This is a genomic window from Streptomyces sp. JLBT605 (assembly GCF_058215555.1).
This window is the reverse complement of sequence record NZ_CM177087.1, coordinates 5,721,839-5,743,242: the sequence shown is the minus strand read 5'-3', so window position 1 is coordinate 5,743,242 and position 21,404 is coordinate 5,721,839. Positions and strand designations below refer to the sequence as shown.

17 protein-coding genes and 3 pseudogenes are annotated in these 21,404 nt (G+C 66.9%); 13 read left to right on the top strand and 7 right to left on the bottom strand.

Annotation, left to right across the window (positions count from 1 at the left end; genetic code table 11):
• Window positions 1-764: 764 nt before the first annotated feature.
• Both AC4BDD_RS25180 and AC4BDD_RS25175 read left to right on the top strand, forming a co-directional pair.
• Window positions 765-1,016, top strand: coding sequence for an acyl carrier protein (locus AC4BDD_RS25180; protein ID WP_490687735.1), 252 nt, complete (start codon window positions 765-767; stop codon window positions 1,014-1,016).
• 110 nt (window positions 1,017-1,126) lie between these two features.
• Window positions 1,127-1,726 carry an N-acetyltransferase gene (locus AC4BDD_RS25175; protein WP_490687734.1) on the top strand — a complete coding sequence of 200 codons (600 nt, stop codon included), beginning with the start codon at window positions 1,127-1,129 and terminating at the stop codon, window positions 1,724-1,726.
• Between the two features lie 1,120 nt (window positions 1,727-2,846).
• Here the strand turns inward: AC4BDD_RS25175 and AC4BDD_RS25170 are convergent.
• Both AC4BDD_RS25170 and AC4BDD_RS25165 read right to left on the bottom strand, forming a co-directional pair.
• On the bottom strand, window positions 2,847-4,178 hold the full coding sequence (locus tag AC4BDD_RS25170) for a tetratricopeptide repeat protein (RefSeq protein ID WP_490687733.1): 1,332 nt from the start codon (window positions 4,176-4,178) through the stop codon (window positions 2,847-2,849).
• Window positions 4,162-5,724, bottom strand: coding sequence for an NsdA family TPR-like regulatory protein (locus AC4BDD_RS25165; protein ID WP_490687732.1), 1,563 nt, complete (start codon window positions 5,722-5,724; stop codon window positions 4,162-4,164). Before AC4BDD_RS25165 ends, AC4BDD_RS25170 begins: the two co-directional genes overlap by 17 nt.
• A gap of 469 nt (window positions 5,725-6,193) precedes the next feature.
• Between AC4BDD_RS25165 and AC4BDD_RS25160 the strand changes: the two genes are divergently transcribed.
• The 7 genes and pseudogenes from AC4BDD_RS25160 to AC4BDD_RS25130 all read left to right on the top strand — a co-directional run.
• On the top strand, window positions 6,194-7,492 hold the full coding sequence (locus AC4BDD_RS25160) for an NsdA family TPR-like regulatory protein (RefSeq protein WP_490687731.1): 1,299 nt from the start codon (window positions 6,194-6,196) through the stop codon (window positions 7,490-7,492).
• A gap of 270 nt (window positions 7,493-7,762) precedes the next feature.
• Window positions 7,763-8,647: pseudogene (locus AC4BDD_RS25155) on the top strand (1-deoxy-D-xylulose-5-phosphate synthase N-terminal domain-containing protein); the annotation flags it as partial.
• Window positions 8,648-8,683: 36 nt separating this feature from the next.
• Window positions 8,684-9,895, top strand: a pseudogene (gene ispG / locus AC4BDD_RS25150) (flavodoxin-dependent (E)-4-hydroxy-3-methylbut-2-enyl-diphosphate synthase); the annotation flags it as partial.
• Window positions 9,896-10,244: 349 nt separating this feature from the next.
• Complete coding sequence (locus AC4BDD_RS25145) at window positions 10,245-10,679, top strand: terpene synthase family protein (RefSeq protein ID WP_490691929.1); 435 nt, start codon at window positions 10,245-10,247, stop codon at window positions 10,677-10,679.
• Window positions 10,680-10,767: 88 nt separating this feature from the next.
• Window positions 10,768-12,066, top strand: coding sequence for an FAD-dependent oxidoreductase (locus AC4BDD_RS25140; protein WP_490687730.1), 1,299 nt, complete (start codon window positions 10,768-10,770; stop codon window positions 12,064-12,066).
• A 282-nt stretch (window positions 12,067-12,348) separates the two neighbouring features.
• Window positions 12,349-12,948: a polyprenyl synthetase family protein gene (locus AC4BDD_RS25135; RefSeq protein ID WP_490687729.1), complete on the top strand. Its 600-nt coding sequence runs from the start codon at window positions 12,349-12,351 to the stop codon at window positions 12,946-12,948.
• A pseudogene (locus tag AC4BDD_RS25130) lies at window positions 12,903-13,082 on the top strand (hypothetical protein); the annotation flags it as partial. The gene AC4BDD_RS25135 and the pseudogene AC4BDD_RS25130, both read left to right, overlap by 46 nt.
• Window positions 13,083-13,116: 34 nt before the next feature.
• Here the strand turns inward: AC4BDD_RS25130 and AC4BDD_RS25125 are convergent.
• A complete protein-coding gene (locus tag AC4BDD_RS25125) occupies window positions 13,117-13,488 on the bottom strand; it encodes a cupin domain-containing protein (protein WP_490687728.1) in 372 nt (123 codons plus the stop codon).
• A gap of 109 nt (window positions 13,489-13,597) precedes the next feature.
• Here AC4BDD_RS25125 and AC4BDD_RS25120 point away from each other — a divergent pair, with 109 nt between their 5' ends.
• Both AC4BDD_RS25120 and AC4BDD_RS25115 read left to right on the top strand, forming a co-directional pair.
• The gene (locus tag AC4BDD_RS25120) at window positions 13,598-14,422 is read left to right on the top strand and encodes a helix-turn-helix transcriptional regulator (protein WP_490687727.1); all 825 of its coding nucleotides are present in this window, start codon (window positions 13,598-13,600) and stop codon (window positions 14,420-14,422) included.
• A gap of 665 nt (window positions 14,423-15,087) precedes the next feature.
• Window positions 15,088-16,341 carry a site-specific integrase gene (locus AC4BDD_RS25115; protein WP_490687726.1) on the top strand — a complete coding sequence of 418 codons (1,254 nt, stop codon included), beginning with the start codon at window positions 15,088-15,090 and terminating at the stop codon, window positions 16,339-16,341.
• 546 nt (window positions 16,342-16,887) lie between these two features.
• Here AC4BDD_RS25115 and AC4BDD_RS25110 read toward each other — a convergent pair.
• Complete coding sequence (locus tag AC4BDD_RS25110; RefSeq protein WP_490687725.1) at window positions 16,888-17,679, bottom strand: SAM-dependent methyltransferase; 792 nt, start codon at window positions 17,677-17,679, stop codon at window positions 16,888-16,890.
• Window positions 17,676-18,518 (bottom strand): helix-turn-helix domain-containing protein, encoded by an 843-nt coding sequence (locus AC4BDD_RS25105; RefSeq protein WP_490687724.1) that lies wholly within the window; start codon window positions 18,516-18,518, stop codon window positions 17,676-17,678. The genes AC4BDD_RS25110 and AC4BDD_RS25105 overlap by 4 nt, the downstream gene beginning before the upstream one ends.
• Window positions 18,519-18,780: 262 nt before the next feature.
• Between AC4BDD_RS25105 and AC4BDD_RS25100 the strand changes: the two genes are divergently transcribed.
• Window positions 18,781-19,062 (top strand): hypothetical protein, encoded by a 282-nt coding sequence (locus AC4BDD_RS25100; protein ID WP_490687723.1) that lies wholly within the window; start codon window positions 18,781-18,783, stop codon window positions 19,060-19,062.
• 147 nt (window positions 19,063-19,209) lie between these two features.
• Here the strand turns inward: AC4BDD_RS25100 and AC4BDD_RS25095 are convergent, their stop codons facing one another.
• Together AC4BDD_RS25095 and AC4BDD_RS25090 are read right to left on the bottom strand one after the other, a co-directional pair.
• Entirely contained in the window at window positions 19,210-20,118 is a 909-nt protein-coding gene (locus AC4BDD_RS25095; RefSeq protein ID WP_490687722.1) for a translin family protein, read from the bottom strand.
• A 363-nt stretch (window positions 20,119-20,481) separates the two neighbouring features.
• Entirely contained in the window at window positions 20,482-20,730 is a 249-nt protein-coding gene (locus tag AC4BDD_RS25090) for a hypothetical protein (RefSeq protein WP_490687721.1), read from the bottom strand.
• A gap of 107 nt (window positions 20,731-20,837) precedes the next feature.
• Between AC4BDD_RS25090 and AC4BDD_RS25085 the strand changes: the two genes are divergently transcribed.
• On the top strand, window positions 20,838-21,104 hold the full coding sequence (locus AC4BDD_RS25085; protein ID WP_490687720.1) for a hypothetical protein: 267 nt from the start codon (window positions 20,838-20,840) through the stop codon (window positions 21,102-21,104).
• The last annotated feature ends 300 nt before the right edge of the window (window positions 21,105-21,404 follow it).

The following is a 21,404-nucleotide window of genomic DNA, read 5'->3' as shown; positions in this document are numbered from 1 at the left end:
GTCCACCACTTGCCCGCGGTCATCGCCGCCCAGTCTCTGTGGCACCGCGCCCACCCAGCCGTCGCATGGAAGATCCACTACGAAAGACGCCGACGACAAGCTCTCGAAGCTCCCCTGTAGTACCGGGAGAACAGGCTGGACAGGGCAACCCCAGTGTTACCCGCACTCGGCCGGCATCGCATCAGAGATGACAACACCTGTGGTGCTACGCGCATGGTGTCTTTCACAAACGCGCAATGTGGCGCGATGTGCACAGCATCCGGCATGTCCCTCCTCTGTACACATCGGATTCGCGGCACTGCACTGGAGTACCGAAGTCGGCGTCCGCCGCTGAGATGACCGTCCGCACGGGACAGTTGCGCCCGTGCAGACCCGGTGGATCCAGCACGTATCTGCTGGCCGGAGGGAAAGGTACAAAACTGATGACGAAAAAGCTGATGACGCAGACGCTAGTCGCTAAGACGCTCACCAAAGCGTCCGAGGATGCACTGCTGGGATGCCTGGCGGACCCTGGCTGGCCGTGTGCCGCCCGAACCTGGGCGTGGTGGAGCCGGCCCTGGAGCCGCACCGGGTGTTCGACTCCTCCGTGACACGTTGTTCTTCGACATGGGTCGCCTACGCCCGGACCTCATGGCGACTTCTAACCAGCATCTCTTAACCGCGACGCGCGGGCATGAGCCCCGCCGGACGGCCGGCCATTCCCATCCAAGAAGCGATCTCGAGACAACGAAAGCCTCCACTCAACCCACGCGAAAGAGCAACCCATGGGCTCGGTATACCAAATAGTCACCGAAACTGTTGCGGAAATCATGGCAACCAAGCTCGGTATCGGAAAGTATGAGCTGCGACCCGAGGCGTCTTTCCGCGAACTAGGCTTCGACTCCCTGACTCTGCTTCGCATGATCCTCACTCTCGGAGAGAAACTGAACATCGAAATCAACGACGAAGCAGTCTTCCGGCAGGAGACCGTCGGGGATCTCATCGAAATACTTGAGAGCCAAGAAACAGCAGCCTAGCGCGACACCCGGCCGAATAGACGCGCCCCTCCAAGGAAAAGGCGTAGCGGAACTTGCCGTACACACGAAGCCGGCAGGCAGAATCAGGCAATAATGAAAGGGGACTCGGGATGGAATCAACACAGGTGCGGCGTGCGACGCGAGCAGACCTGGACGAGATGGCAGATATTCTGACTGACGGATTCGCCGGGAACCCCTTCTTCGCATGGATGTTCAGGACGAAAAAGCAATATGCCGACCTGGCGCCAGCTCTGTTCCGGTGGATGGTTGATGAGGCAGTGGAGGTCGGCGACGCGTACATCGTCGACGGAAAAGGAACACTCATCGGACGGAACTCATCGGCAATCGCATCCGAGGAGCACTGGAACACAGTCGGGCAGCAACAAGTACGGGATATCTGTGCAGAGTGTGCCGACAATGCGCTCACCTATTTCAACGCTGCACGCCGAGCCCCGCACCACCCGATGGACACACCTCATTGGCATGCGGAAGCTATAGCAGTGCGACCAGAATGCCGCAGTGAAGCGGTCGGCATTCGCCTCCTTCGGTACAATTTCAAAGAACACGGCATGCCCGTCTATCTAAACGCATCAACACCTCAGAATATAGAGATGTATTCGCTGCTCGGATTCACCGTGATCGACTCTCTCAAAATAAGCGAGGAAATTGAACTGACCTCGATGTGGCGAGAGCCTGTGCTGCAGTCATGAGTCGCGATCTCGGTCTCTTCGGACAGCCACACGTGACCGATCATCTCTGACGCAAACCAGGAGCGCCGTCCCGGGCCCTCCCCTCGCGATAATCTGCACCGAGATCAACCCATGGCCCGAGCAAACCTGGGCCTGCAACTGGGGCTTCCTCCACCAAGCGCTCCATTCGCTCGTGATCGTCGTGGCCGTGATGACGACGGCGACGGCAGGGCCGCTAGTGACCTGGCTGCTGGGACGACAGATCAGCAACGACACAACCGGATATTCACACCGCCACATCTGCCGAGGTCACCGAGCCTCCAGACTCGCTCGAATGCGCCTGCGCGGCCGGAGGGCTTCGGTGCGCCGCACGGTGAAGGCGCCGGCGGTGAGCCGGCGGGACAGGCCCCACCTCGTAGACGTGCCTGCGAGCAGCTTTCGCCCTGAAAAGTCGCGGGTCAAGTCTGTGCGAATGGTGTTGCCGTCCTTACGCTGTTGCCGGGTTGATTCCGTCACTTGCAGGGTCGGAAGGCCCTCGGCTGCCATTGAGTGCGCCCCCATGCTGCGGGTGCATCGCAGGGATCGAGCTCGCTCCAGAATCGGTGAGCCACGATCACCCCGATAAGTTCCGCCGCCCGCGACAGCAGCCGGGAAATCTTGGCGGCGTTGTCCGGTGCGGCCCAGCCATGCAGCGAATGCCGCCGGGCATTTTCTAGGGCGCTCCTTGGTCGACTGACTCAGGAGGACTGGCAACGAACGGTTTTGTATGGTTGTCGCATGTCAACGAAACGTCCGCTCTCTTGGTTCATCCGTCGTGACATCTCCTGCGATTGATCGTGACGGCCACCATTCGATGGAGGTGGAAACCGCGCCTATGAGTACCCCCTGCCCCAATGGGGAGCCCTCGTCTTCTCGGCGTTTTCGTCAGCTTCTTGCTCTGCGTGCAGGGGATGGCGGGCGAGTTCGTGCAGCCCAAGGGGGATTGCGGCCCGGCAAGGGCGAACCGTCCTCACTTTACTAGGCGTGTCCCGGTGCCAATGTGCATGTTTGGGGAGGTCAGGTAACGATGCGAGATCCTTTTGATGTCGCTGCGTCCTCACGCCGACGGAAGGCCGAACCTGTGCAGCCTGGTGGCGGGGTGTCAGGTAAGGGGCGTCGCCTCGGCCAGGAGTGCGGCGACCTGAGGGTGGCGCTGGTATGGCCGCAATTGCGCCAGAATGCTGTGGAGATGGCGGGCGGCGCGGGCGGAGTGAATGGTGGGATAGGAGGTGAGGAATGTCTGCCAGTGGGTGAGGGCTTGGTCGAGGTGCCCGAGGCGGAGGTGGGTTTCGGCAAGGTGAGCCCGGGTCAGAATGGTGGCGCGGTGTTCGGCTGGTGTGCGCAGGCGCAGGGAAGTGGCCAGGGCACGGATGGCGCCCGCGGGGTCGCCCAGGGCTGCGAGAGTTTGAGCTCGCTGGTAGTGCAAGGCACCGGGCGGGTAAGCGGTGAAGGGACCAGGCGCCGCGTCGGCCCGGGAGAATAAGGATTCTGCCCGGGCTAAGGCGGACAGGGCAGCGTAGCGGTCGTGGTGGGCCTGCACCACCGCGAGATGGGCCTGGGTATAAGCCTGGACGGCGGGTGCGGCACGGAGGGCCTGGACAGCGGCCTGGTCGGCAAGGTTGAGGACAGCCGTGCTGTGGTAGCCGAGGTCATAGGCGTGCGTGGCCATGGCACGCAGGGTGATGGCCAGTGTGGCGGCATCGCCGGCCTCGGCGGCAAGACGGGCTGCGACCTGGTGATAGTACTGTGCGGTGCGATCGTGGCCGCTGTCGACGCACATGTTTGCGAGCAGCAGGGTCAGTTGAGCGGTGGCGGACAGCAAATCTCGGTGGAAACGTACCCGCGCATGCAGTAGCGGGGTGACGTTGTGGGCGAGGTAGGCGGCCAGCGCGGAGCGCGCAGCCTGTCCTCCATATGCCTCGGCCGCGCTGTGGAACAGGTCGGCCATGCCGCGTATTCGGTCCACTTCGGCCGGCCCGGGAGACGGCGCTTCGGGTCCGGTGCCCAGTCGGTGCCCAAGGCGGCCAACGGGGGTAGTCCAGTCGGGGAGGGTCAGGGCGGCCAGGCTGAAGCCACGAGTGCCCAACAGCGTCGCATGGGCGGGGTCGAGTTCGGCACGGGTGAGCTGAGTGAGTTTATGGACCGGTTCGGCCTGCCAGGAGGAATCCACAACAGCAGTGGGGGCATCGGTGAAACCAGCCTCGTGCGCCGTGATGGGCCTGCCCAATTGGCGGGAGAGACATTCCAGCAGCAGCGCCGGGGCGGGCGGTCTGGGGCGCGTGCCTGCCAGCCAGCGCCGCACCGTGGTGTGGCCGTATGCAACCGCAAGGCCCTGCTCGGCGGCCACCGCGCGCAGTGCCCGGGCGAGCTGATTGGGACCCCAGTCGGCCGACTGCAGCAGCGCCTGCAGACGAGTGTTATGTGTTCGCGGCATACGCCTCACCCCCGCTGCGGCAACACCACTGGACCGCCGCACCAGAAGCCATCCACCCACGCACCTGCCGCCCTGGATCCCTGGGCGCGGTGGCGCGCTGCGGGGAGACCCCCGACACCGCCGCCGTCGGGGCGCTGCCTGCCACCCGTGGACGTGTGGGAAGAGGTGAAGGCGCCGGCGGCGGACGGGGGCAGGGCTGTGGTGACGGTGATGTCATGGCGAATGTACGGCGCAGCACGTCGTGCGCGGCGGGGAGTCGGCGGAAGGGCGTCAGCAGCTGCCGGAGTCGGCTCACAGCGAGATCCGCAGTTCCGGAACACAACTGCGTGTAGTGGTCGAGAAAGGAATTCCAGGAGGCGCAGGCTTCTTCCACATGGCCGAGGCCGACAATTATCTCCGCGAGTTGGGCGTGACTCAGTGCCAGCCCCCGGTGGTCGTCGCCCACTCGCCGCGCCAGCGAGTTGCTTAAGGCGATGCGTGCGGCCGGCATGTCGCCGGTGTATCTGAACGTCTCGGCACTCTGGAATTCGAGGGATGCGGGGGAGTATGCGGTGAACGGCTCCGTCGTTCCGGCGCTCTCGCTCCTCTCCAGCGCGAACTCGGCTCGGCCGAGGGAGGCCAGCGCCGCACGGTGGTTGCCGCAGGCCGCTTGCGACACGGCGAGTTGGGATAGGACGAACGCCCGGGCGGGGCCGTCGGGCATACGGACGGAAGCGGCGGCCTCGGCGGCGTGCAGGGCGGTGTGCCGGTGGCCCAGCGCGAGCCCCTGGGCGCTCAGTCCTCGCAGCACGACGGCGCGCGCCGTCGGATCCCCGGACGCGTCGGCGAGCTGTAGGGCGGTGGTGAAGTGGCGCTGGGCGAGCCCTTGGGCGGAAGCGTCCTGATACATCCGGGCGAGCAGGAACGAGAGTCGGGATGCCTCCACCAGCAGACGGGGGTGCGGATCGCGGCCCCGCAGCAGCGGAGCGATGTCATCCGCCAGGTACGCGGCCAGCGCCGAGCGCGCACGCCGCCCTCCGTGTGCGTTGAAGGAGGCCGCGTAGAAGCGCACGGCGAGCCGGACGACGCCGAGATCGTCCGCACTGTCGCGAGCCCTGCGCGGCGCCGGAGGTACGGGACGATCCGCGGTGGGTCCGGCCGTCACACGTGCGAGTTCCGCTGCCCGGTACGGCAGCAGCCGGGCGGCTGCCCGGCGTGCGGGGTCGCTCTCGATGCCGCACAGGTCGGTGAGCGTGTGCTCGATGGGGGTGCCGGCTGCGGGTGGCCTGCCACCCGACGGGGCGGACGGTTCGCCGGCGAACCCCGCGGAGGTGGGGGAGATGGGTCGACCCAGGCGCCGGGTCAGGGCCTCCGCGACCAGTTCTGGTACCGGTGGCGTCGGCTGCGTACCGCTGAGCCAGTGGGCGACGGCCGTGCGGTCGTAGTTCAGGGCGAGGTCGATTTCCGCGGCGAGGGAGTTGACCGAGCGCGCCAGCGCGGCCTGCGTCCAGCGGGCCTCCGTCAGCAGGGCTCGCAGATTCTCGTTACGGCGGCGTGTTGGCGGCACCTCGTGCTCCCGGTGACGCGGTTCGGGTTCTGGCCCGTCGTCCTCAGCCGCGTCATCCCGTCTCATTTCGGCATTCGCGCCAGAGGCGAACGGAGAAGGCGGGCTGGAGCTATAGAGAGGCGTAAGGGGTTCATGGGGAGTGATGTCCGTTCCTGGTAATGCTGTTGCGCGTGGTGGATTCCTGGCGTACGGCCGCAGCGTGCTGATGGTTTCGTTGGAATTGGTCCAGGGCAGCCTAGGCGTGGCCGCAAAGGCGCTTTGCGGACCATTGAGCCCTAGCCAGCAGCCGTCCACCAACGGAACCATGAATCAAGCCGGGGTGGAACGTCCGGCCGCGGCGAGAAGCGTGAACGTGTTGAAAGTCTCTGGCGGCACCGAAACGATTTCCGATCCGGAAAGCCGGATCAGTCAACGAGGCAGACAGACCATGACGCACCCGCGCTGTCCGAACCGGAGGCTCGCGGCACTGTTGGCCGAGGCCGACTGGACCGCCGCGGACCTCTCCCGCGCCGTCAACGCACTGGGCGCGGCCCACGGGCTGCGCCTGCGCTACGACCGGACATCGGTGGCCCGCTGGCTCAACGGGGCGCGCCCCCGACCCGCGGTCATCGACCTGGTCGGCCAGGCGCTCGGCAGCCGCATAGGCCGCCTGCTGATGCCCCTGGACATCGGATTCGCCGCACCGGAGGGCGTCGAGACCGCGCGGTCGCCGGTTCCTCAGCACGGCGATCCGGTGCGCCGGCTGTCCGCTCTCTGCCACGCCGAGACCGATCCCACCCGGCGGTCGAGCCTCGTCCTCTCTGGCCCATCGCCGGTGTTCAGCGGCTGGGAGAGCCGGGCCCCGTCACTCCCTCCGGCCGACCCTCGCATGCCGCGGGCCGCCGCCGCGGCCCCGGCACGGCTGGAGGGCATGGCCTTCCGCAGCGCCCTGGAGGGGGAGATGTACGGCGGTGCCCACGGCAGGACGGCGCTGGCGGGGTACCTCGCCGCGGACGTGGTGCCGCTGCTCAGCGCACCCGGGCACCCGGAGGTCCGGCGTGCCCTCCTCACCGGCGCCGCCCACCTGACTCTGCTGCTGGCCGGGCAGACATCGGAGATCGGCCACCCCGTCCTGGCGCAGCACTACTACTACATCGCTCTGGAACTCGCCCACGCGGCCGGGGACCGCGGCTCCTACGCGATCACCCTGCGCTGCCTGAGCACTCAGGCACACCACCTGGGTGACCACTGTCAGGCCGTCGCCCTCGGCGACGCCGCCATCGAGGTCGCGGGGTCCGCCGTACCCCGCGCTGTCCGTGCGTTCGTGCACGCGGGCCGCGCCGTCGCCCACGCCGGCGCGGGCCAGGAACGCTCCGCGACCGCGGACCTCCTGACCGCGGAACGGCACCTGGCGCAGGCCACCGCCCCCGAAGGCCCCTTCACCAGCTACCCGGAGACCGCGCTGCGCTACCAGCGGGCAGAAGTGCTCTCATGCCTGGGCGACCACAAGGGCGCCCTCGCCGAGCTGCAAAGCTCCCTGGCCTGCCGCCCAGTCGAACACCACAAGGCCCGCACGCTGCTGCACGCCCAGCTCGCGCACACGCTGCTCGCCCTGCACGACCTCGACGCGGCGCTGGACCACTCCTTCGACGCGCTACGGCACCATGGGCAGCTCGCCGCCGGTTCCGTTCACGGCGCTCTCCCCCAGCTGGCCCACAGCCTCACTCCCTTTCAGAAAGACTGGCAGGTCAAGTCCTTGCGGGAACGTTTGCGCGCGCTGCCTCGGTAGTACCGTTCCCGGTCCCGTTCTCCGCGTCGCCCTGAGGCGACTCCGCCGGCCGGGACTCCTCCATGCCGCCCTCGGCATGTGCCGCGGCTAAGCCGACGAGTAGCACCATCGCCACATCATGAGGATCCGTCACAATGCTATTAAGTGGGGGTCTAAAGGCCGTATTCCCGTCGTCGGCGCGCCCATACTCCCGCAGTCTTCACCCATAAGGCGGATCTCCGCCGGCGTCGGGCCTGGCCCCTGGACCGCCAGGCCACCTACCGCCGATACGTGTTCAACACGTTCAACAACCTGATCAAGATCCTCCCCTACCGCAGCCCGCACTCGCACGGTTTGTTGGTATCTCCCGTCCCGCCCGGGAGGCACTCTGTGACCACCACAACCACGAAATACCCGCTGCTGTCCCCGGTCCTTTCCCCCAAGCACCTGGGCACCCTCACCGACGACGGCCTGGGCAGGCTCGCCGACGAGGTGCGTGCCTTCCTGATCGAGAACGTCTCCGCGACCGGCGGACACCTCGGCCCCAATATGGGCGTGGTCGAACTCTCCCTCGCCCTGCGCCGCGTCTTCAGCTCCCCGGCGGATACGATCGTCTTCGACACCGGCCACCAGGCATACGTGCACAAGATCCTCACCGGCCGGGCATCCTCATTCGACACCCTGCGCCAGGAAGGCGGCCTCTCCGGCTACCTGTCGCACGCCGAATCCGTCCACGACATCATCGAGAGCAACGAACGCTCCTACGCCCCCACCATCGGCGGCCTCGCCGACCACCTTGCCGCTCTGCGCGCCGAAGACCCGATGGCATCGACTGGCTCCCCCGGATTCCCCAACCCGTCGAGGCATTACCCTGACCGGTTCTTCGACGTCGGCATCGTCGAACAGCACGCCGTCACCTCCGCGGCGGGTCTCACCCTCGCGGGCATGCACCCCGTGGTCGCCGTCTACGCCACCTTCCTCGGCCGCGCCTTCGATCAGGTCCTCACGGACGTGGCTCTGTACCGCGCGCCGGCCACGTTCGCCCTGGACCGCTCCGGCGTCACCGGCCCCGACGGACTGTCCCATCACGGCATGTGGGACCTGACCATCCTCGGCGCCGTCCCCGGTATGCGGGTGGCCGCCCCTCGCGACGCCGTCCAGCTCGATCAACTCCTGGCCGAAGCCCTCGATCACAGCGACGGACCCGCCGCGTTGCGTTTCCCGAAAGCCTCCGTCACCGATCCGATCGAGGCGCGGGAACGGCACGGCACCACCGACATCCTCGCCCAAACCGGCTGTGACGTCCTGGTCCTCGCCACCGGCCCCCTATGCTCCGAGACGCTGAAGGCGGCCGCTCTCCTGGGCCAGCAGCACATCACCTTCACGGTCGCCGACCCGCGCTGGATCTACCCCGTCGCTCCCGAGATCACCTCCATGGCGGCCAAGCACCGCCTCGTGGTCACGGTGGAGGACAACACTCGAGCCGGCGGGTACGGCACCCACGTGGCCCGCGCCCTCGCCGAAGCGGGACTCCCCGTTCGTGTCGCCGTCTCCTCCGCCGATGACGCCGAAGCCATCCCCAAGATCGTCGCTAAGTCGCCGATCCCGGTCATCGCCGGTGTCCATTTCCAGCCCCGTTACGTCTTCGAGGCCATCGACGCCGGATGTGCCGCCGTCCGGGTCAACCCGGGCAACATGAAACGCTTCGACGACCGGGTCAAAGGGATCGCACAAGCTGCGGGCTCCGCCGGGGTTCCCCTCCGGATCGGAGTCAACGCCGGATCACTCAACAACAGGCTGTTGGCGAAGTACGGGAAACCAAGCCCGGCGGCCCTGGTGGAGTCCGCTCTGTGGGAAGCGAGTCTCTTCGAAGAGCACGGATTCACCGACTTCAAGATCGCGGTCAAGCACCACGACCCCATGGTCATGGTCGACGCCAACCGCCTGCTTGCGACAGCCTGCCCCTACCCGCTGCACCTGGGCGTCACCGAAGCCGGCCCGGCCATGCAGGGCGCCATCAAATCGGCCGTCGCCTTCTCCATCCTGCTGAACGCCGGAATCGGGGACACCATCCGCGTCTCCATCTCCGACGACCCGGTGGAACAGGTCAAGGCGGGTATCCAGATCCTCGCCCCCCTGGGCCTGCGGCCTCGCAAGCTGGAAGTGGTCTCCTGCCCCGGCTGCGGCCGACTACAGGTCGACATCCACCGGCTTGCCAGACAAGACGAGGCCGCGTTCGAGGGGTTCCCTCATCCGCTGAGGGTCGCGGTCATGAGCTGCGTGGCCAACCGGCCCGGGGAGGCGAGGGAAGCCGATATCGGCGTGTCCTCCGATAACGACAAAGGACAGATTTTCGTCCGCGGCCAGGTGATCAAGACCGTACCCGAATCCAGGATCGTCGACACCCTGATCGAAGAAGCCCTCACCTCCACTGGCTCGAAGACGACCTGGGGGTCACGGAATCCTTCCTGGACGCCGACCCCGGCCGCGGCGCCATGCTCTACCACCCCGACGCCGCCAGTACCGAACACCTTCTGGCCGCCGCCATGCTCCTCCTGGCGGAGAACGTCGTGCGACTACTACATCCGCGAAACCGAGCACGGCGGCACCCACGACCGCCGCGGCGCCCTTCTCGTCCTGTCCCAAGCCGCCATCGACCCCACCGGCTGGACGAGCACCCTCACCTACTGCGCCCCGGTGAAGACCTTGCACTCCGCCGTGGAGCACTTCTCCGCCATCGTCACCCCAACAGCGCCACCGGCTCCGTCAGGACATGTGCAACCTGCACCTCGGCTACACCGGCGAAGGCGACTACGGCGCCTGCCTCCACACACCAGCCGTATGGGAATACCTGGTGCAGCGGCAGTTCAACAACTTTCGCCCCTGTCTGACCATCACCGATGCCATCGGCAGCTACGAACTGCCCGCGGAGGTGTTCGCCGACCCAGTCGTGCGGTACGCCACCGCCCTGGCCTGCAACGTCACCACCGCCTGCAACGACCTGTACTCCCTGCGCAAAGAACTCGCCAGCGGGCGTTTCCACTACAGCCTTCCCACCGCGATAGCCGCCGAAGAAGGCAGCTCGATCACCGACGCCTTCGCCCGCGCCGTGCAGATCCACAACGAGCTCCTGCACAGGTTCGAGGAGCAGGCCCGCATCCTCGCCCCCACCGACGGCGTCCTCGCCCGCTTCCTGGACGTCTCATGAACTGGGTCACCGGAAACCACGAATGGCACGCCGGGCTCGTCGGCCGCCGCTACGCCACCGCCCCCTGACGCCACGAGAGGACCAGATCATGCGACGCTCTCACGCCCTGGTAGTCGGCGCCGGATACAGCGGCCTCCTGGCCGCCCGCGTCCTGGCCGACCACTACGACAAGGTCACCCTCATCGACCGGGACGACATCGGGGACCAGGACACGCCCCGCAAAGGCGCCCCCCAGGGCTACCACCCGCACTACCTCTTGGAGCGCGGCGCCCTGGCCCTCGAAGAGCTCTTCCCCGGCCTGCGCGCCGACATGGAGGCCGAAGGAGTCGCCACCGTCGACTTCGGCGAACGGATGCGCTTCCGCTTCCCGTCCGGCTGGACCCCTCTGGCCCCCACCGGCATCCACGTGCAGTCCATGTCCCGTCCCTACCTCGAACAGCAGCTTCGCCGCCGCGTCACCAAACACCCCAACGTCATCGTCCGCTACGGCTTCACCGTGGACGGCCTCCAGTGCACAGGCGTACCGCGCCGCGTGCACGGCGTCTACGGACGCCACCAGGCCAAGGACGAGCAGATCACCGCCGACCTCGTCTGCGTCGCCACCGGACGCGACCACCAGTTCTCCAAGTGGATCGACCGCATCGGCATCACCGGCGTCAAGGAACTCGCCGTCAGCGCCGAAGTCGCCTACACCACCCGCAACTACAGCACCCAGCCCGCCACCACCTTGTCCGTCGAGGGCATCCTCGTGTACGCCCCCACCCAGCCCCGCGGTGGCGGTATCGTCCTGCTGGAAAAGGGCCGCTCGATGACGATTCTCTTCGGAGCCGCCGGCAACCTCCCGCCCACCGACGACGACGGGTTCCTCGCCTACACCAAAGACCTGGGACTGCCGCACATCACCGCATTCGTCGCCGACACCACCCCCGCCATTCCCACCCGGCGCTTCATCGACAGGGGAAACCGGTGGCGTCTGATCCACAAGGCCCGCAACTGGCCCGACGGACTCATCGCCCTGGGCGACGCCCTGTGCCTGTTCAACCCCATCTACGCCCAAGGGCTCACCGTCGCCGCCCTCCAGGCCCAAGCCCTCGCCGCCTCCCTGGCAAAGGACGAGACCAGCCGCCAGTACCAAAAGCGCTGCGCGGACATCATCCGCCTGCCCTGGATGATGTCCACCAGCTCCGACCTGGCCTGGCACACCAAAGGACGGCGCCTCATCCCGCGCCTCTCCCACTGGTACCTCGGCCGCGTCATCAACCTCTTCCCGCGCCACCACGACATCTACAAGACCTTCGCGCTCGTGCAGCACATGTGTCGCTCACCGGCCGCCCTGATAGCCCCGGGCATCGCGCTCAAGGCCCTCTTCCAGGGGCGCAAGCCATGAGCACCCCGAACCCCAGCCAAGGCGCCACGGACCTCATCACGGCCGGTATGACCGTAGGCTGCGCCGCCCTCGCCGTCTGGGTCGTGATCGACGCCTACGCCGGCGTCCCTGTTCTTCCCGGCCGTCTACGGCGCGTCCCTGGCCACCGGCTTCATCGAGTCCAACGCCGGTCTCGCGACCGGCCTCGTGCCGATCCTGCCGGAAGGCAACCCAGTACCTGTTGATCGTCGCCGACCGCGTCTAGCGGGCCCCTTACGTCTTCCGCCCGGAACAGCCACGTCGATGCCCTCCCCACGCCCGGAGGCGCGGCAACCGGGCGGAAGACTCCTGCCCCATCTAAGGAGCACGCTCGTGTCGACCACCGCTTCGGCGCAGGCCCTCGAACCGGGCAAACTCACCGCGCAGGTCACGACCATGCTCACCACGTTCCTGGGTACCAAACGCGAACCCAGGGAACTGCGGCCCCTCACCGACGCCATCGCCGCATTCATCGGCGCTGGCGGAAAGCGCATCCGGCCCCTCATGGCCATCGTCGGCTGGCACGCCGCAGGCCCCAAGGGGGAGGAGTACCAGATCATGCGCGTGGCGGCCGGTGTGGAAATGCTCCACGCCGCCATCCTCATCTCTGATGCCGTCATCGACGCCTCCGCCACACGCCGCGGCTCAGCACCCGCCGCCACTTCGCCACCCGGCACCATGGCCCGGCAGCGGACCGGTTCGGCGACGAGCACGACGCCCACCAGCTCATCGAGGACGCCTTCGACGAATGGCAACAGCGGCCCGAGAGCTACCAGGAGTGGGCCCGGCACACCGTCGAACGCCCCACCTTCGCCCCCGCGATGTCGGCGCTGGCGTTCGCCGCCGGGAACCGCGTTCCGGTGATCGCGCAGCTGGTCCTGGCCGACCAGGACATGGTGCGGGAGGTGATCCACCGGTTCAACGAGATCGGTCTGGCCTGCCTGGGCGAACGCGCCCACATCCGCGGCGAGAAGGGCATCCGCTGGGGCGGACGTCCCCTCAAGGCCGTAACCTGGCGCCACCTCCTCCATGTCAGCTGAGGTTCTCGGCCGCCTTGGTCAACGGCCCGCCTGCGTCACCGGTGTTCACCGTTCCCGCCGGTTCGAACAGCAGGATCGCGGTCTCCTCGTCCGCCACGGGGCAGTGTTCAACCCTGCGGGGAACCACGAACAACTCGCCAGGTTCCAGCACCACATCGCCATCCCTGAGCTGGATGGTGAGCCGCCCGCTGATGACAAGGAACAGTTCATCGGTGTCCTCGTGGGTGTGCCAGACGAATTCCCCCTTCAGTTTGGCCAGCTTGACCTCGTAGTCATTGAGCACAGCCACTCTCTTCTGAGACCACAGCTCGCCGAACTGCGCCAGCTTGTCGGCGAGGTTCACAGGAACAACAGACTTGGACATCCAGGCATCCTTTCTCCAGGCTGGTCAACCGGGGGCGACTTCAAAGCCCCTCCGACCGGCGCCACGAGCCTGTCGCACTCGGACTGCTTCGATCTTGTACGTTCCTGGCATGACTGGAGACCGACCCCGTACGTCCGTCAGGGCCTGGAAGCCGTCAGTCCCAGGAATCGCCGAGGTCTTCCACGCACACTTCACCGACCACGCGTACCCGGCCCACACCCACGACACGTGGGACCTGATGATCCTCGACGACGGCTCGGTCGACTTCGCACTCGACCACCGCCGCCATGGGGCGACAGGCACCGCCAGCGTCCTCCTGCTGCCTCCTGGTGTCGCCCACGACGGCAGGACCGTCACGGCGTCAGGCTTCCGTAAGCGCAATCTCTACCTCGACGACTCCGTACTCCCGCAGCGTTTGGCCGGTCGTGCGGTTGACACGCCGGTCGTCAACGACGGGCTGCTGCGCCACCGGATTCACCAGCTGCACGCCGCTCTCGTCCACGCCGACGGGTTCGAAGCCGAGTCGCGCCTCAAGTTCATCCGTGAACGGCTCCACTTCCACCTCGAGGCGCTCCAGCCCCGCGCACCGGGGCGTGAGGCAAACCGGCTCGCCGCCAAGCTGCGGGAACTACTGGACTCACGGATACACCCCGGCATATCTCTGCGCGAGGCCGCCGCTATCCTGCATGCCCACCCCACACACCTGATCCGCTGCTTCAAGCAGACATACGGCCTGCCACCACACAGCTACCTCACCGGCAGACGCATCGATCAGGCACGTCGACTACTTCTCGACGGCCACCGGCCTGCCGAGGTCGCCGCGACCGTGGGATTCCACGACCAAGCCCACCTGAACCGACACTTCACGCGCCACGTGGGCACCACGCCCGCGCGTTACAAGCGCACTCGCATGGGCTCAGCCATTCCTTCCTGACGCTGCGTCGAATTCTCGCAACCAAAGGTCTCTGTGGCTCCCGCCTCGACCATCACCCCTGCCAACCTTTGAGGTCAGAGCACTAGCTGTTCCACCTGCCGGCAGGCCATGTAGTCCGCGCAGTTTCGCTGGGCGAACGTCGTCCACCGCGCGTCGTTGTCGACACTGGTGCCCACGAGGTCGGCCAGGATCCAGACAGAGAAGTCCGCAGCTAGGCCGAGACGGTAGGTGCCACGGCCGGCAAGTCCACCCAGCCCGTAGTGCCTGAGCTTGCGGGAGAGTTACTCCTCCGAGCCCAGTGGTGGGCCGTTCCTGCTGTACGTCAGTGATCTCGCCGCCCAGGCAGCCGGCGAAGCCGTCGACACCATCGACCAAGTCCTCACCCGCGCAGCCCTGCCGACCACTCCCCCGCTCCGCATACCCGCCGCGCGACCACTCTGCGACCACATCTCAGCTGCCACAGCCAGATGACCATCATCAACAGCCCACAAAGGCGACGGCGTCGTCACCAAAGGGGTAGCTCCTGCTCAGCCGTCCCGGGGAGCACCACGTGATGGCGAGGTGATGACACTCGCACTGCGAACGCCATGATCCGCCAGCTGACATACCAGGGCCCAGCGCCCTCACGGTGGAGCCAACGCACTCCCCCACTGGAGGTGAACGTCATGGCTCCTCGTTCTCCTGAGCGTGGCCGTCTCTACCAGCGTTGCGGCTGCCGACGCCCCGACGGGCGTCAGTTCGGCGCCAGCTGCCCGAAGCTCAAGGGCCCTTCCCGACACGGCTCCTGGGCCTTCGCTGTCGACCTGACATCCGCCGACGGGAAACGCAAACCCCACTGCCGCAGCGGATTCCGCACCCGCAAGGCGGCACAAGCGGCACTCGATTGGGCCCTGGAATCAGAAGCCACCGGCCTGAACTGCGAAGCGGACCTCACTGTCGCCGTCTACCTGGCCGAATGGCTCCGCACCAAGGAGGAAACACTCAGACCCACCACGTTCGTACGCTACCGCGACCATGTACACCACGATCTGATCCCGGGCTTCGGGCGCATGGTGCTCTCCGACCTACGGCCTCGCCACATCACCGCATGGAGCGAGGCCGAGCTCGCCCGCGGCCGCGGACGCACTACGGTCTACCGGATCGGCGCCACCTTCTCCAGCGCCCTCGGTTCAGCCGTGCGCACGAGACTGCTGCGCGACAACCCGTGCCGGCACGCCTTGTTGTCCCGCCCGACCGCACAAGAGCGGATCTGCTGGAACCCCACCCAGGCCGCAGCGTTCCTACGGCACAACCACACCCACTACGACGACCAGTTGGCCGACCTGTTCGAGCTGCTGCTCGGCACCGGCATGCGGCGCGGAGAAGCCCTCGGCCTGCACTGGCCTGATGTCCACCTGGCCGAGAGGACACTGCTGGTGCGCTGGAACCTCACCGCGGTGAACAACAACCAGCTCTTCCTCGGCCATCCCAAGACCAAGGCCAGCCGGAACTGGGTCAGCCTCTCGCCCCGCGTCGTCGCCGCACTCAAACGCCAGGCCGACCTCGCTCGGGCCGGCCAGCCCAAGGGCACGCCGCTAGAGGGTCTGGTGTTCTGCTGCCCCGATGGATCTCCGCTGCGTCCGCAACGCGTTCTGGAGGAACTGCGGCGGCGCGCTGCGGAGATCGGTCTCCCCAGGATCGGCGTGCACGACCTGCGGCACACCGCCGCCACCATCATGATCAGCTCACGGGTCCCACTCGCCGTGGTCTCCAAGACACTGCGTCACTCGACGCTGTCGACCACCGTCAACCTCTACGGCCACCTGCTGCCCCATGCAGCACGCGATGCCGTCACCGCCATCAGCAAGGCCCTGGAGCATGCCGACCGCAAGCATGCAGCCATTGCGGGTGACGAGGCATCAGGAGGACGGGCGGCCTGAGACCTCGGTGCATCCTGCACCTGCCTGCGACGGCCCGTACCAGCGGCGCCCCTGACCTGGGGCGCCGCCGCGGCTCCGCGACCACCTTGACAGGCCCGTCATCACGCCGCCATCACGTGTCACACGAACGCAACCAGCGGGCCTGCCGTTGCCGACAAACCCGCTGGTCGCACCGTCGGGACGACAGGATTTGAACCTGCGACCCCTTGACCCCCAGCTGAGAGATCTTGGAAAGCGCACCACTGACCCAACCAGTCCTGACCAGCAAGGACTTGAACATACCCGCATGTGAAGGTTGGGTTCCCGTCAAGACCACTCCCCTTGCTCGACACGCTAGTTACTTGTCCGAGACCTCTGAATCACCTCTCAATGACAGCACTCCTCTCCCAGTTCTCTCCCAGAAGGCTCCCACCAACGCGCAGGTCATTGGCCCAGAAACGGAAACGGCCCCCCTCCAGGGAGAGGGGGGCCGCAGAGTGCCGGGACCAGATCGGGGGCCAACCAACGGACCGGACCCAGCACGTCTTCTGTGGGGGGCATTGCGGATCAGGGCTTACGGGCGACGCCGGCCCACATGCCGCTCTCGACTCGGGTCCCCGCCGGCTCATCCGCGCGGGGCCGCCACTCGTTGGTCGTCACCAAGCCCGGCTCCACCAACTGCAGGCCGTTCTCGGTGAAGAAGCGGCGGACCTCGTCCTCGCGCCGCGGTTGGTTGGGTACGCCGGTCTCGGTGTAGACGCGGGAGATCGCCGCGACGGCATCTGGAGCGAATTCGTCTGTGGCGTGCGTGAACGCGAAATAGGAGCCGCTGGGCAGGGCGTCGATGAACTCCTTCACGAACCCGTGCGGGTTGTCGTCGTCCTTGATGAACAACAGCACGCTGACCAGGAGCACCGCGATCGGTTCGTTGAAGTCCAGGGTCCGCTGCACCTGCGGGGCGTCCAGGATGGTCCGGGGCTCGCGGACGTCTGCCTGGAGCACTTCCACCGCGCCGTCGGGTGAGGACTCCATCTTGGCTTCGCAGTGTCTGATCACGACGGGGTTGTGGTCGACGTACACGACCCGCGCGTCGGGCCTGTGGCTCTGTGCGATCTCGTGCACGTTGGGTTCCTGCGGCATGCCGACGCCCAGATCCAGGAATTGCCGGATGCCGGCCTCGCCCGCCAGGTAGTGCACGGCTCGGTGGAGGAAGTGGCGGTTGTGCTGGGCGACGAGGGGCACCCAGGGTGCGACTTCGAGCACGGCCGCCGCGGCGGCGTCGTCAGAGGGGTAGGAGTCTTTGCCTTCCAGCCAGCGGTCGTAGAATCTCGCGGCCGTTCCGTCGGTGCGTCCACTCATGAGGTGCCCCCTTGGGAGTAGATGGTTTCGAGCATGGCTCGCGAGTCATCCGCGGAGAGAGGCTCGGTGAGCACGTCCCACGCCTCCCGGTACACAGCGACGGCGTCGCGGTCATCGGTGAACTCACCGCCTGACAGCAGGTGTCGGCAGACGACGTCCGGCAGTTCCGTCGGCGCCAGGCGGAAGATCGTGAACGCCTCGGCCGCGGGCTGCTTGGGGGCGCTGAGCGGCAGGATCTGGAGGGTCACTCGTCGCTTGGCGGCCAGGTGGAGCAGGAAGCCGAGCTGCCGGTGGAGGACGCCGGGAGAGTGCGCCCTGCGAAGAATCGATTCGTCCAGGACGACCCAGACGTGCGGCCGCTCCGCGTCGGTCCGGTGGAGCACGGCCTGGCAGCCTTCGAGTAGTTCCACGCCCAGGTCGTTGGCGCCGAAGGCGCGGGCGTATTCCGGGGTTTGGAGGAGGCCCGGGATCCTGTGGGGGGCGTAGATCCGGACCTGCGTGGACGACTCGGTGTACGCGATGACCGATCTCAGCCACTCGGGCATGTGGAGGCGGTGGGCGTACCACCAGGGCCGGGTGGAGGCGGCTTCCGCCAGGCCGATGGCGCGTGCGACTTCACGGTCCGGTGCTCCGTAGAGCCGGAGGAGGGCGGTGATCTTGTCCAGCTTCGCCTTTCGCGGCCCCTGGCCGGCTTCCATTCGCCAGAGAGTGGCGGGGCTGACCTCGATCTTCGGGGCGGCGTCTTCGACCGCGATGCCGGCGCGCTCGCGCCACCTGAGGAGCAGCTGGCCGACGAGCTGGCGCTGTACGTCCGGGCTCGCCGAGCTGGTGGTGGACACGAGGACTCCTCATTTGGAGAGCGTGTGGTTCGTTGCGACTCGCAAAAAGGCAGGGCCTCAGTCAAGCACGGCATATGCCAGATGGCTAGATGTGAGCGGCAAAAAACAGCCTGTATTGGTCTGGACAAATGCAGCCCGCTCGTGCCGAGATCGGGACATGAGCCCCGCCTGCCTGCACCCGACACCGGTGGGGCACGCGCTGGAGCCGACGTAGGGTCGAATCACGGACTTCCGCAGCACGCGGGGGGGGAACAGGCCGTGCGTGCTCTTCCTGGTCGTCGGCCACCTGGACGAAGGCAACGCCCCGACGGTCGACGAGCTGACGCGGGACGCCGGCCGGAGTGTCGGGCGGGACGTGGCTTCGCTGCGGACGAAGGGCTGGATCTTGATCCGGCACATCGACAGCACCCTGACCGTGATCGCCCTCTCCCCCATGGCCGTGACAGCGCTGAGCAGCCTGCGGTACAGGCAGTGGGAGCAGGCATGGCGGGACCCGACCAGGTATGCGGAGCTTCTCGAAGCGCTGGACGCCGCTCGGGGCTGATCTCGCAATCGCTACCCGCCGTGCCGGTCGGCGCGGCTAAGCTCAGTCGTCATGACGACGGGCGGTGCGTGTCGACCGAGGTCGCCCGGCCGGGGAGTGTGCTGGGCGCGCCAGCCCCACAACCGTGAACTGCAGCCCCGACCGACGCTATCGGCGGGAATGACATCCGAGAGTGCGTTGGGCTGGCACCTTTTCCGCGTCGCGTACCAATATCTGCCTGGTGGGGGCAGTGTTCGAGAAGACCACGGCGCGGCGAAAGTCTGGTGACGCCACTACGACGTCGGTGACCGGGCGGATCGCATCCCAGGGGAAGGTCCCTAGCTTCTTCCAGGTGCCCGGGTACAGGTTGAGTCGGAGGGCGAAGTAGAGATCCAGCACGAAACACACCACCCGTCGGCTTTTGCCCTGCAGTTCGGCCAGGTCGAGTTTCCGCAGAACGTCTGTTCTCTGCCCGTCAGTGCTCGGCCGGAGCAGACCCATGATCTCGTGCACCAGGTCAAACAGTCCCAGGGAGGTCAGGCTCTCGGACACGCTGACGACCACGTTCCCCTTGCGGGAGGCGAGTAGCCCTTCGTCGTCCACGTACGCGTCGAAGGGCGCGGTGCACGCGACCTGACAGAACGTGCAAATCCGCCCGCCCGATCCGGCGGGGCAGCGGCGACCGCCGCATCCGTAGGTGCGGTTTGTGTGAATACCGGCCCGCTCCATGGAACGTACTGCCTCCAGGACCGTGTCCAATTGGCTGGTGTGAGTGCGGGCGGGCACCGATATCACCCACGGCAGGGTCAGTCCGAACTCGGCCGGTTCCCCCTCGATCGGTCCGGGGTGACGCTTGTTCCACGAGGAGAAGTTCCTCAGCGCGGAGGAGTTGACGATCGACACGACCTCGACGGCCACGCCCTCCCCCGCGAAGTCGTAGCGGCCGTTATGAGGATCCCCGTGGCTGGGCGGGATGTGCATGGCCCCGCAGCCGAAGCACCTGTCGTAGGGAAGGATCGGGCCGAACAACCTGCGGCACGTCCAGAAGGCGAACTGCTCCGAAACCTGTCTGCGCACAGCCAAAGCTCCTGTCCCGCTAATCAGTTGCCGTCAGCTCATCATGCGTCGAAGGGCGTGCGAGGGCATCGGCATTACACCGTTTCCCTCCTCTGAACCCCGGTGGCCTTGCCGCAGTGCGCGCGCATGGTGGCCCGTTTCACTCATCGAAGCTGTACCGCGGCTGGTGAAACGGTTCTTACCGCCCCCCGGTGGGGCCTTTCGAGTAGGTACCACATGGTGGGGAGATCTACTGAGCAGGTGTGGGGTCACCCCCGAGCAGGGGGTGGCCGCTTTCAAGGCTCTGACCGCGATTCCGTGAACGATCTCCGGCCTCGCTGACCATCTGGGGCAGGTCTCGTCTCTCGGTCTGCCGTCCGCTCTCTACCAGACGGATACCGCAACATAGATGGGCACCAGGGCACACGCCAGCCCCACTGCCAGGAACACATGCGCCACGATCTTGAACGCTCTATGCTGCTGCGCGCGGCAGGCGGCGGAGCAGACGAAACTCACGATGGCGATGGCGGGCAGCGTGATGAAGCACAAGCCCAGGGCCCACATCATCCCTCCGCTTCCTGGTCTCGGCAGGTCACTGGCGACCGGATCGTACGACAGCCCCAGGACGGCCACCCGCCGACCCTCAAGGGCGAGGCGGGTCTGCCACCGAGATCGTTCACGGAATCGCGGTCAGAGCCGCTTTCAAGGAGCGTCATCAAAGTGGGCACCATCCAGGCGGCGTGGGACCAGGCGAGCGCGCGGGAGACGCCGCGAGGGCGTGGCCTGAGCTGACCGAGCGCATCGCGGCGGCCACGGCCATATACGGCGCGGCTGAACTCCTGCGGGGAACGGTGTTCCTGATCGGTGGCGCTCTGGATCAGGTCGGCGCCGGCGATCCCCGCGGAAAGCAGTTCGCCGAAGAGTTCACCAAGAAGCTGATGGACAAGGTCGCCAGTGGCGCGAGTTCGTGGAGGAAGCCGACCTACCGATGGTGCGCCAGGTCGTGAGAGTCGCTTTCGAGGGGGTGACCTGGTGGCCTGGCGAGACCAGGCCGGGCCCGTCTCCGATAGCGAGCCGCGGGCGATGACGTGCGCTCTTGCGCTCATCGCCGACTTCGTGGACCGGGTCGACGGGCCGGGGGCGTGTGAGCGCGTACTGCTAAGTAGCCTCGGCAGAGCCCTCGGCTGATTCTGCCGCTGTGCCGCAGGGTGGCCGCAGGAAGACGACCGAGTGCCACATGCCTGTCAGCGTGAAGCCGAGGCAGGAGTGGGACCCGTGGATGTGGGCGGGCAGACTCGTCCGCTCGT